Source organism: Parapedobacter pyrenivorans (genome assembly GCF_014636865.1).
Classification (GTDB): domain Bacteria; phylum Bacteroidota; class Bacteroidia; order Sphingobacteriales; family Sphingobacteriaceae; genus Parapedobacter; species Parapedobacter pyrenivorans.
The window spans coordinates 1,734,723-1,747,404 of record NZ_BMER01000001.1 but is presented as its reverse complement, the minus strand read 5'-3'; the positions used below and the strand labels follow the sequence as shown (position 1 = coordinate 1,747,404).

The 12,682-nt window shown below is 50.5% G+C and carries 9 protein-coding genes; all 9 read right to left on the bottom strand.

Going from position 1 to position 12,682, the window contains the following annotated elements; translation table 11 throughout:
* Positions 1-6: 6 nt before the first annotated feature.
* The 9 genes from IEV98_RS06845 to IEV98_RS06805 all read right to left on the bottom strand — a co-directional run bounded on the left by IEV98_RS06845 (position 7) and on the right by IEV98_RS06805 (position 12,681).
* Positions 7-918, bottom strand: coding sequence for a sugar phosphate isomerase/epimerase family protein (locus tag IEV98_RS06845; RefSeq protein WP_188505129.1), 912 nt, complete (start codon positions 916-918; stop codon positions 7-9).
* A 43-nt stretch (positions 919-961) separates the two neighbouring features.
* Entirely contained in the window at positions 962-3,214 is a 2,253-nt protein-coding gene (locus IEV98_RS06840) for an outer membrane protein assembly factor BamB family protein (RefSeq protein WP_229738611.1), read from the bottom strand.
* A 44-nt stretch (positions 3,215-3,258) separates the two neighbouring features.
* Complete coding sequence (locus tag IEV98_RS06835; RefSeq protein WP_188505127.1) at positions 3,259-4,512, bottom strand: MFS transporter; 1,254 nt, start codon at positions 4,510-4,512, stop codon at positions 3,259-3,261.
* Positions 4,513-4,523: 11 nt separating this feature from the next.
* Entirely contained in the window at positions 4,524-4,967 is a 444-nt protein-coding gene (locus IEV98_RS06830; RefSeq protein WP_188505126.1) for a nuclear transport factor 2 family protein, read from the bottom strand.
* Positions 4,968-4,982: 15 nt separating this feature from the next.
* On the bottom strand, positions 4,983-5,957 hold the full coding sequence (locus IEV98_RS06825) for a hypothetical protein (RefSeq protein ID WP_188505125.1): 975 nt from the start codon (positions 5,955-5,957) through the stop codon (positions 4,983-4,985).
* Positions 5,958-5,963: 6 nt separating this feature from the next.
* On the bottom strand, positions 5,964-8,141 hold the full coding sequence (locus IEV98_RS06820; protein ID WP_229738610.1) for an outer membrane protein assembly factor BamB family protein: 2,178 nt from the start codon (positions 8,139-8,141) through the stop codon (positions 5,964-5,966).
* A gap of 12 nt (positions 8,142-8,153) precedes the next feature.
* Positions 8,154-9,527 (bottom strand): enolase C-terminal domain-like protein, encoded by a 1,374-nt coding sequence (locus IEV98_RS06815; protein ID WP_229738609.1) that lies wholly within the window; start codon positions 9,525-9,527, stop codon positions 8,154-8,156.
* Positions 9,528-9,708: 181 nt separating this feature from the next.
* Entirely contained in the window at positions 9,709-12,273 is a 2,565-nt protein-coding gene (locus IEV98_RS06810; RefSeq protein WP_188505124.1) for a galactose oxidase, read from the bottom strand.
* Positions 12,274-12,483: 210 nt separating this feature from the next.
* Entirely contained in the window at positions 12,484-12,681 is a 198-nt protein-coding gene (locus IEV98_RS06805) for a glycoside hydrolase domain-containing protein (RefSeq protein ID WP_188505123.1), read from the bottom strand.
* Position 12,682: the final 1 nt, after the last annotated feature.

The window sequence follows — 12,682 nt, the reverse complement described above, 5'->3', positions numbered from 1 at the left end:
CCCCCATTATTTGATATGATTCCTCACATGGTCGATTCCCCACCTGGCTACGTTGTCGTAATCGATGTCCTGAAATTTGCCGCTCCATTGAGCAATAACATAGGTGCCTCTGAACCCCGCGTTTTCAGCTAATTGGATACACCGATCAAAATCGTACGAGACATGCTCCATCTGGTCGTTGAAGTCGACCATTTTAGCCGAAACTACATGGGCATAAGGCAGAATCTTAGCAAGCGATTCCATCATGACCTCCGTGCTGTATTGGGGTATGTAATTGCCGAAGTCGGGCTCCGTATAAACCCCCGATCCCCGAACAATCTGCACGTGTTTGTCGGCATCCATTTCGATGCCGAAATGATTGGCAGTAATGATGGTCAGCTTTTTCTGTTTTGCATAGCGATTCAGCTCCGTGAGTGATTCGATGCTTTTTTCGACGGAACCACTTGGTGCACCGGGGTTTATCCGTACGCACTTCGACCCGAGAAAGGATGCGGCATCCATCCACTGCTTCACGTCTGCCAGGCTCCGCTGGCGTTCGCCTTCGTCGGTAGCGGCCAGGTTATAGGAAATCCGGTCGATCTGTATGTTCAGCAGTTCCGCCTTGGCCGACTTGATTTTATCACGCAGTTTCCCCAGGTAATCCAGTTCCAACGACTCAAAATGTTCGTTCCAGAATTCGATCTTGCGAATGCCAAATTTATCACGATGATGTTCTGGGACATCCAATAAGGTCAATTCGTCTTTGATTACATCCCATTGCTTGGGTTTTGTCCGTTGGAATCGATACCTGAAGAGCAGTGTGCCCAGGGCAATACGATCCATCCCCGACTTGGGTAATCCAACCTTAGCCAATGCGGGTGATACCCACGCCGACAAGACAATGCCACCGGCCCGAAAAATAAATGCTTTTCTATCCATAGTATTTTATAATCAGTGTTCTCAATTTTTTATATATACTGCGTTACCTCTTCGGCAAGGCATAGACTACATATCCTTTGGGCACATCAGACTCGGCTTTCGACTTGTCTTTCAAACTGCCTACCGAACAGACGACCAAGTACTGCCTACCATCTACCTCATACATGGCCGGAAGCCCACCGGGATTGTTCCTGCCTAAATCGGCCGACCAGACCATCTGGCCATCATCTGTATTATAAGCGTAAACGCGGCCGTCCAAACAGGTGGAAAACAATAGGCCTGTTGATGTAACCACCATCCCTTTTCCTTGTGACCCGTTGGGCATGCTCAGGTTTTCGCTACCGGGTATGCTATCGTCATTCCCCAGTGGAATTTTCCATTTGATTTTCCCTTCGTTCAAATCATAGGCAACGATAAGCGACCAGGGAGGCGTCAATAAATTGGGCACGCCGAGCCCCCAGTTATTGGTTTCGACGTACTCAGATCGCGGTCCGGTATAGGTGCTGGGGTAGTCGGTCATGCGCTGGCCACCCGATGCGGGCAGATCGACCGCGACGCCACCGGAGGCTACCACCGGGCCTTCTGGCAACTCGGGTGCATCGCCGCCCCGATTTCCTCCTCCCCGCTGCGCCTCTGGTGTAAGGTAAGCGTAAATTGCTGCGACATCCGTTTCATTCAGGTGGGGAAATCCCGGCATGCGCCCCTTACCCACTGCCAAGATGCTCTTGAAGGCTTCGCTATTAACTTTAGTGCTTAGGTTCACCAACGTGGTACCCAACCCATCGATGCCCGCCCGGTTCTCACCGTGGCAAGCGATGCAGTGCTGCGCGTACAGGGCCTTACCCTGGGCAATGCGCTCGGGCGATACCCCGGGGTTCCGGCCGCCGCCGAAGCCGCCCCGTTGGGGTGCGGGTTCGCGCTTTTTGAGACTGTAAAAGTCTACAAGCTCTTGGGTCTGCACATACACAATCCCGTTCTGAGGGTCGGCCGCAGTATTCCCATAGTTTGCGCCACCCACCGCTCCGGGATTGGTTACGACCTCATACTGGTCGGAAAGCGGGTGAAAAAGGCCCTTTTTTGCGGCCGCAACCCGTGCGGTCCATTTTTCCTTCTCCTCGGCCGAAAAATAGGGATTGATGTCGTCTTCGCTGACCAGTTGACGATTAAAGGGCGGTACTACGGTAGGGAATGGCTGCGTAGGCCACGCCTCTTCGTTCGGCATATCACTGGCGGGAACCGGCCGCTCTTCGATTGGCCAAAGCGGTTCGCCCGTTACCCGGTCGAACACAAAGAGAAATCCATGCTTGGAGGCAACCGCCACTGCATCAACTTTTTTACCCTCGTGGTTTACCGTAATGAGCTGCGGCGCTGCGGCAAGGTCATAATCCCAGATATCGTGATGAACGGTCTGTAAATGCCAAAGCCGCTTGCCGGTGCGTGCATCCAATGCGAGGATGCAATTTCCAAACAAGTTACTGCCGGCGCGGTCTGCCCCGTCATAGTCGTAAGTAGGTGATCCTAAGGGAAAATACGCGATACCACGGTCTTCATCGACCGAAATTTCACCCCATGTGTTGGTGCCGCCTACATATTTATAGGCTTCTTCGGGCCAGGTATCGTACCCATACTCGCCGGGATGCGGAATGGTATGGAATACCCATTCCAGTTCGCCGGAAATGACGTTGTACGCACGTAAGTGGCCAGGTCCCGAAAAAAGATTTTCGCCGGGCGCAGAGCCAAGGATAATCAAGTCGTCAAACACCTTACCCGGAGTAGTGGACGTGGCCCGGCCAAATGTAGCCGGATCGCGGTCGAGCCCTTGTTTGAGATCTACATACCCTCCATTCCCAAAGGTAGTAATGGATTGCCCGGTGTTTGCATCGATGGCCTGTAAGGTATTATTCAGGCAGATCAGCAACCGCTTTTCCTTCTTGTCTTTGCTCTGCCAGAAGTTCACCCCCCGCTGTATAATTCCACGCAGGTTGGCGTGGATCCACAACTCTTCGCCGGTGGCGGCATTGATGGCTACCAGCGAGTTGTTCTTCGCCAGCACGTACATGACCCCGTCAACGACAATCGGATTGAAACGGTAATTCACATTATCGCCGCTCGGATAAACAAATGCTACCTCCAGCTGATTGACATTTTCACGGGTAATTTGCTTGTAATCCACGTATTTGGAATGATCGGGGCCTCCACCGTAATCACTCCATTCTTTATACCGGGTGTCGTTCGTTGTCTGACACCCCCAACATACTGATAAAAGGGCAGCTCCCAAAAAAGGAGCCTTTTGCATGATTGCCATGTTAGTTTAAAATTGGTTAATTCACTAGTTAACTATTAAGCGGTCTTATTACTTGGCTGTTTGACGACCACCATCGTTAAGATAGCCGAAAAGAGCAAGGAAGCCGCCATCAGGATGTAAGACGCACCGAAACCACCGGTATGGCCATTTAAGTAGCCCACCACGTATGCGCCGCCGAATGAACCCAACGCACCCATACTGTTTATTAAGCCCAGCGCACCTCCCGCCACATTGCGCGGTAGGATTTCGGTGATGACCGCGAAAAACGGACCGTAGGGGGCATACATTGCGCCGCCTGCGATAACCAACAAGCTAAATGATAGCCAGAAATTGTCCGTACCTACCAGGTAAGACAGGTAGAATGCCACCGCGCCCACCAGCAAAAACGGCCATATAAATAGCTTCCGGTTCAATGTCTTATCTGCGTAATACGAAGCTGCCAGCATCGACACAATGGCCAACAGATACGGTACCGATGAAAGCCACCCCGTTGTAACGATATCCATATCGGGTACGGAATTAATAATGGAGGGCAGCCACATGACAAAACCATAGAGCCCTACGCTCCAGAGCAGGTATTGTAGGCACAGTAAAATCACGGTCTTCGAGCGGAACGCTTCGGCGTAGTTTTTTACCGCCTTTATTCCTTGCTGTTCTTCCTTTAACTGCGCTTCGATGGCATCGCGTTCCGGCTCGGTCAACCAACTTGCATCCGTGGGCTTCTCGTCGATCATCTTCCACCAGATGACGGCCCATAGAATCGCCGGGAGGCCTTGTATGATAAACATCCAACGCCACCCCATCGAGTCAATCAGGTAGCCGGAGAGCACCGACATCCAAAGCACGGTTGCCGGATTGCCCAAAATCAGAAAGGTGTTTGCCCGCGAACGCTCCCCTTTGGTAAACCATTGGCTCAGCAAAATCAGCATCGCCGGCATGACCGCACTTTCTACGACGCCCAGCATAAAACGAATGACCACCAGGGCGGTTACGTTGTTCACCATACCCGTGGCGGTTGCGAATCCGCCCCAAAGGATCAGCGACCAAAAAATGAGCTTCTTTGCGCTTCTATGCGCGGCATAATGTGCTCCGGGAATCTGAAAGAAAAAATAACCCAGAAAAAAAAGCGAGCCCAGCAGCGACGACATACCCGGGGTAATACCCAGGTCTTCGGCCATGCCGCCTGCAGCGGCAAAACCGAAGTTGGCCCGATCGAGGTACGCAAGGCTATAGGTAATGAAAACAATCGGGATAATCCGATACCAACGGGAGGGTGCTAAGGTATTCATCCTAAAAATGCTTATGAATTAATTTTTACCGCCTGCCGAGCGACCAATCGCAATTTTCCGCTATCTTGTACCCATACCATCATCACCTTCAGGTGCACTTCGCCCGGCTCCTTGTCTGCATCATGCGTTTGGCCGACTAACTCATGCCTCACGATGGCCGTATTGCCTACGATATCGATGGTCTGCTGGGAAAAAGTTAAACCGGTGAACTTAAACTTGCCGCTCACCATCGATGCAATACATGTTTCTTGGGACTCCACCAATCCGTTGGAATGCCCATACGTCAACGCCTCGTGAAAAAGCGCCTCAAATGCGGACTGATCCGGATTCAGCATCACCTCGCGGAAGGATTCAACCGCTGCGGTAACGTCTGCTTCCGAAACCACTGCTTTGTTGGGGGTATTGCAACCCATAGCCATGGTTACAACCGTTAATACAATCATTGTTCTCTTCATCGTATATTATTAGATTTATTGAGTATTGCGATGATATTCGTAGGCAATCGTCCAACGATAGGTTTCTCCGGGTGCTACCCGGACATCTAGATAAGGCTCCGGACAGACCGTTGTGGGCGACGACCAGAATACCATCTTGGAAATGGGTCGGTCGCCCGTGATTCTAACGCCGGCTCCGCTTTTTACGTTGCGTACTGTAATGTCATAGTCGACGGGTTGCCCGCCGCCGAGGTCTGCAAAATACGCTTGCTCGCCGCGCTTCAGGGTGCGAAGAAAAATAAGTTCGTTGCCCTCCAAGCGGGCAATATCATTTAACCCCTTGGCGCCAATCGGATGCAACGTATCACCGGGTAACGTAATACGATAGCCCGGACCGGTGGGCTCCTTGTCGATCACAAAAAAATTATGGTTGTACACGCGGGTCTCAATCACTTTCTCGCCGGTATTTTCCAAGGAATGCGTTAGCACCATCTTGGCGGCTCCGTCTGGTAATTGAACCGTTTTTTTGTACACGTAGGCATAGCCGGCCGTGTTTAGCACGTGGGTAAAATCCACCTGTTGCTTCCCGGCCTTCACCTGCCAGCGCCCCCGATCGGAAAACGCATACCGTCGGTGAAAGGCATAGGGCTTCTCGTCGGGTTTGACCAGGCTTCCCACACCGATTTTCACGAATGCATCGCCTATTGCCGCCTGCTCAAACCCCAATGGCGTAAATTCCTCCACCGGACCCACAATGCCGTCATGCCCCAGCGGATCGTGTTCCGTAAACCATTCGCCATGGTACTGATGACCTTCGTAGACGAGCTCAGGTATAACGCCGGACCAATCAAATCGGGTTCCGCGGTAAAAGCCGACGCTGGTGTCCGGAAGATACAGCGTTGCTTGGACTACTCCATTGGCGATCTTGACGCTCGGAAACGGTCGGTCGCCGGCTTTGGCAATCGAAAGCACGCCAACTACTAAAAACAGAAAGCTTAGTTCTTTCTTCATATCCTATCATTGCTTAAGTGCGAAGGCCACATAGTTCCCGCCAAGTTTGGCTCCCCGCGCGCCGCCTGCTGCGATTACTACATACTGCTTACCGGCAATCTCATAGGTAATCGGCGTGGCAAATCCGCCCGCCGGCAACTGATTTTCCCATAATACTTTCCCGGAATTCTTATCGAATGCACGAATTTTCTCGTCGCGCGTGGCCGCAATAAACACCAACCCGCCTGCCGTAACAATGGGGCCGCCGTAGTTCTCTGTACCCGTGATGGGCACGCCTTTCGCTGTCAGCTCCGGGAATTCTCCGAGCGGCACACGCCACCGGTATTCGCCGGTATTCAGATCGATAGCATTTAACGTTCCCCAAGGTGGCTTCACACCCGGGTAGCCCGCCTCGTCTGTCAACCGCTCCCACACTTTTTTGACATACTGTGGTTTAAACCCAAATGAGGGCTGACGTTCTCCGCTCCGCTCCGCTGGCCGCCGGTTGCCGGCAGACTGCGGCGATGCCGCACGAGGATTCAGCACATATTGTACAATCGCTTCCCGATCGCTTTCGGCCAAATGCTGGAAGGAAGGCATCCGCCCGGTGCCAGCCGACACCACTTGTTTCAATTGAGCCGGAGACATGCGGTTGCCAATATCTGTCAGACCCGGAAACTCCAATCCGTTACCTTTACGGTCGCTCCCGTGGCAAGCGGCGCAGTTCATCGCATACAGCGCATGGCCCCTCGACAGTGCTGCCGTTTCTTTATTCAATGAGGCAGTATCGATCATCTGAAGAATCCAGGGTTCGTCATTTGCATTGACATACAACACGCCTTCCGGATCTGCCGCAGTACCGCCCCACTCCGCGCCGCCGCTATACCCGAACAAAAGCGTTCCGGATACGCTCGGCGGTGCGAATTTATGATCGGATCGGTAATTCAGGTATTGTTCTTTGATATAGGCGTATGACTCGGGCGAGATATCCGAGATGTCTCCTTCAGTAAACACTTGCCGGGAAAAAGGCATGGGCTTAAGTGGGAATTTTTGCGTTGGATAAGGATGCTCTCCGGGCAGCCCGTCGATGGGCACAGGTCTTTCCTCAACAGGAAACAACGACTCACCGGTCTCCCTGTCCAACAGGTATAACAGTCCGTCTTTTGTAGCTTGTGCTACCGCGTCCACCCGCTTTCCACTGTGATTTACGGTGACCAAATTAGGCTGGCAGGAAATATCGCGATCCCACAAATCGTGCTGGATGACCTGATAGTGCCAAGCGAGGGCACCCGTTCTGGCATGAAGCGCCACCACACAGTTTGCGAACAGATTCGCTCCTTCGCGTTCGCCGCCGTAAAAATCGGACGCCGGCGACCCCGTACCGAAAAACACCAGCTCCCGTGCTTCATCCACCACAAGCCCCGCCCAACTGTTGGCGGCACCGATCTTCAGGTAGGCGCTATCCGGCCATGTTTCATAGCCTGGTTCACCGGGATGCGGGATGGTATGGAATACCCATTTTAACTGACCGGTTTTCACATCAAATGCGCGAATATGGCCCGGAGCTGCATTGCCTGCTTCGGAAGTGGCAGAACCGACGATGTACACGTCGTCCATAATGACGCCCGGACTAGTGGCATTGATGGACAACCTGGAGACATCCGTTGCCAATCCGGCGGCAATACCTTCATGCAGGTTGGCCACACCTTGCTCACCAAAATGCAGCACCGGCTTCCCGCTCACGGCGTCTATGGCATACAAACTGGGCCCTACTGTATACAAAATCCGCTTGTCTTCATCCGCTTCCCAGTAGGTTATCCCGCGGCTTACATGAATCCTGGTTTCCGGCGGCGTAAATTTCCAAATCAGCTCACCCGTGGCTGCGTTCAATGCGAACAGCTTTAAGGCCGGCGTGGTACCGTATAAGACACCATCGACCACAATGGGCTGACACTGGATTTGCATGGCCCTGGGCTGCTTGCCGGGCTCGGTTTCCTCCGCAGCATTGAACATCCAGGCAACCTCCAACTCATGAACGTTGTCGGCATTAATCTGAGTCAGCGGTGAATAGCGGTTCCCGGCTTTGTTACCCCCGTAAACCGGCCAGTCGGCGCCAGCTTTGTACGAATAGGTATCAGGCGCTGTGCACGCCATCTGCGCGGAAGCCGCTATTAATAAGTATCTGAAAAGGCTCGCTCTGATCACAAGGAAACGAATTTATGGTCGGATAATGGTTCCATCATACTTCCGGATCGTCCATTTCGATCGTGTGCCGATCGGGTATTTGGCCGCTTCCTTTTCGTTGATATCAATACCCAAGCCCGGCGTTTCGTTCACTTTGAAATAGCCGTTCTCTATTGTGGGGGTACCTGGAAATACTTCGTGTACGCGCTCGTTAAAAAATTGCGATTCCTGGATGCCGAAGTTCCAAACCGCAATATTGATGTTGTTATTCGCTGCGTGACCCACGGGCGATGTATCGCCCGGGCCGTGCCATGCCGTGCGGACATTAAACCATTCACCGAGCCGGGCAACTTTCATGGCTGGTGTGATGCCTCCGATCTGGGAAATATGGATCCGGATATAATCGAAGAGCTGATCCACCATATAATCCCTGAACTCATTGATGTTATTAAATAGTTCGCCCATTGCAATGGGGACGGTCGTGGCGGCGCGTAATTTTCTGAACCACCCCATGTTCTCAGGCGAGAACGGATCTTCGATGAAAAAGGGACGGTATTCTTCCAATCGCTTGATCATATTGATCGCATCCATGGGGTCAACCCGCTCATGCACATCGTGCAACAACTGGATGTCTTCACCAAAACGCTTTCTTACCGCCTCAAACATCTTTGGCACATTCTTCAGATAGGTCCGTTGATCCATGAACTCATCGCTTGTCTTTCCGTAACCTGCCTGTTGAAAATCCGGAACAAAATCTTTATTCAACCCGACACCGCCGTATCCGCCCTGCTGAATGCGGATGTGTCTGAATCCGCGTTCAATATACCGGCCTACGTTCTCACATACTTCTTCGAAATCGCGTCCGCTGGCGTGCGCATAGGTGTCGATTGCAAAGCGGGTTTTGCCGCCCAACAGTTGATGTACCGGCACATTTGCCCGCTTTCCCTTGATGTCCCACAATGCCTGATCTAAGCCGGAGAGCGCATTATTTAACACAGGGCCATTGCGCCAATACGAACTCACATAGGCCGCTTGCCACATATCTTCGATATTGTCGACGTCCCGTCCCTGGCAAAATTCATTCAGGTAGGTATTGATAGCCGGAACCACAACCGCTGCCCGTTGGGTATACGTGGCGCATCCAAGACCATACAGTCCCGGTTCGGAAGTTTCTACTTTGACGATGACCAGGTTGTTTCCACCCGGCGCCGTCGTGATTGCGCGAACGTTAGTAATGGTAACAGGCGCAGTACCCCGCGCATACTGAGGTTTTTCCCGATCGCCCACTTGGGCTTTAGCGGTAGAGGTACCGCCAAGAAGACCAAACATTCCGGCCGCGGACCCTAAGCCCAGCATCTTGAGCATATCACGGCGGTTAGCTAATGTTTCTTTGTTTTTTGATTCCATATTGGTTAATGGTTTTGAAATTGGTGTAATGCGATCCCCTCCGCAAAACTTCTCCAAGACTAACGCCAACCCGCTAACAAAGCATTAACAAAAGCTTAACAACAAGGATTAGGCGGCAAAACACCACCCAAAAACCTCACTGTAAGCCAAAAAAATTACGTAACTAAATAATCGAAAGAGTCTAGGAGAGGATCGTTTTGTAGTCTTTTCCGAACGCTTCGCCATAAATCTGGCGGTATTCGTTACAGAAATTTTCAAATGTCTGCGTAGCCAGCGAATGATTACCCATGTGTGCTAAGGCTTTGCATTTGATGGTCATAGCCTCTTCGTGAACGGGATCAAAGTCGAAAATATAATTGGCTAGCTCCACCATGAATTCCGGATCTTCAGCAACCTGAACATTTTCCGCAAAACGCATATACGTATTGATCACTTGGATGGAAACTTCCGCCTTGAACGAATCGAGCCACTCGTAGTCTGTCTCCGAGAGGAATCCGCCTCGTTGCACAATGGCTGACAATTCTTGAATGCGCTCTTTATCCAACATATCCTTGTTGGTCACGATGGATAGGTAGTTTTCATAGTCGATGTAAATATCATTATCTGCTTGAAACTTCCAATAGCCCGTCTCCTTAGAGACCTTTGCACTTCCCAGTCGTTCTAATATGGTGTTGATTTTAGCAATATTGACGGAGCGGTTATTGCGAGCGCTCTCGGCAGATTTATCAAACCAAAACTGTTCGGTCAGCTTTTCTGAGCTGATGCCCCTGCCCCGCCGGAGCGTATGGAGCAATATAACCAAAAATACTTCTTTAATAAGTGGCGTGAAACTGCGAGTCATATCCGCTCCTTCTAAATCAAAAAGCTGCAAATCCCCACCAAAAAGAAAGATACTGCGCTTATCTGGCTGTTGTTCGAGCACAATCGGATGACGTGTCCGATCTTCCTTTTGCCCCGCTGCTGACCGAGAGCTGGCTGAGACCACGTGCTTTTTCTTCAAATTTCTTTTCCTTAGGAAAGCGAATATGCCTATGAGCGCTGCTGCGCCCAAACCTAGGTACAACAAATGCCATGCTTTCCGTGTTTCCCCTTGTGACTCATGCGTCGCATCGTAAGGAAGCGGCGGACTGGATAACGCATAAATCTTAGCTGTAGTGATTTCGTTTTGCTCGTTATAGTATAATGTTGCTGTCGCAAATCGCTTACTACCTGGGCAATAAAAGAGATCAGCGAATGATTGGATATCATAGAAGAAATAGGGAATAGGGGCTGCCAGCTCGGTTAAGCCAGGCTTGGTTAACGAGCCCGCAACCAACTGTAAACTCGAATGATACCTGTTTTTCGGGAATACCAGGCCATAAAATTGGTTGCTTTTCTCGTCTATAATCAATGAATTGGCCCACGCAATCCCTTCTTCCCCCGGGTCAAACTCATAGACTTTTGACAGCTTTTTGTCTTTAACATCAAAGAAAACCAGGTCGTAAATATGCCTTGGATTAAGCATTTGCTGGCCGGAAACACTTCCGTATCCCCCCAAAATATAGGCACCGTTTGGAGTCGACCCCAAAGCGGCGAGGTATCGGGGAATCAGCGGATCTCCGCCAGCTGTAAGGAGATCCCATTGCCCATTTGACCCATACCGATGAATCTCATTTTTGAAGAGGAAATGCCCATATCCCCCGATAAAGTACAAACTACTATCAATCGGTGAGTGAAATTTGTTAAAATGAAGGTAGCTGGTGCCCTCCCCTGGATAGGTAAAGTTCTTTGACCAACTCAGCGATGTAAAATCAAAAACCGAAACCGTTTGCTGGTCGATACATATATTCAGTAATTGATTAGTTAACGTATCAAAATAAGATTGGCTTCCATTGATCAATAGCAACGGACCCGATTCATACTTGAAAACACTGCGCTCACCCGTCGGGACATGGATACGCAATAGCGAATCCCGCCCCACGACGAATACACTTTCTGTTTGGGGATCGAATGCCGTGCTGGCACGCCCGCCGATCCTGACATCCTGAAGCAATCCCCATTCATAATGGGATCGTTTAATCCATTGCGGATTGATCGCCGAAGCGGTCATTCCCTCTAGGACATCAGTTACTTCCGTGCCTTCTTCTTCGTCCAACGGCCAGTGGCGCGCCAAGCGCTTCCCTTTCCAGACCTGGACATTCCGTATCTTCATCGCAGGCACATCGGTGGTTTTAAATGTTTTGTAGTCGTTATACCCAAAGAGCACTTTTAAACAACGATATGTGCCGATAGTCAGTTTTCCGGTATACACGCTATCACCACATGTTACCGTTAATAAATCTGACTGTGCATCCAACTTGATGGCAATGCGCACCCACTCTTTGAAAAGCTTATTGGAATCAATGTTAAAAGCAATATTGGAAAATTTATCGCCAAGCACGATTCTGAAGTGCTTTTCTACATTATCAAGACGATCATAGATTAAATCAATATTGGTCTTGTCATCAGCGATAATCCTTACAACATAGCCAAAATAATCGGTGCGGTTAGGCATGAATGAGAGTTCAAATGATAACTCCATGTCGTCGCCAAAACAGATTTGCTCACCGCTGCTTAAGTCCAACCCAGTCCGTTGGTCTAAAACGGCTTCATGGCCGGCAAAACCTAATCCGTATTGGGCATTAACAGCTAAGGGAAGTATAGCGATACTTCCCAGAATACACCCAATTACACAAAAAACAAAAGCCCACGATTTCAATGCCCACATAGATTTATAGATTGCAGTTCACCGATAGCCAACAGACGCCTTAAACCAGCGGATGCATTATGGATATCAATCAGCGATTACGTTCGCCTTCCAAATATCGATAAACTTGCCAATATCTGCAATGGATGTACGCCAAATTGTCAAACGGAGGCATGTCTATCGGACCCCATCCGTTGCTACCCCAAGGATATGAGGCTAGATACCGCTGAACTACCTCGTTGGTCGGTCGGTCATCGCTAACTCTAACATCCCCCCATTCATGATATCAGCATGTGAGAGAAAAGGTCTTTTCAATTTCCTGCCGTTTAACCGGGCAGATCCGATATACTTATACGTATCTGACACATTTTTATCCCTTACACGAAAAAAAGAAACTACACTGAATAACAGCGTGAAGGTTGCCTTCATG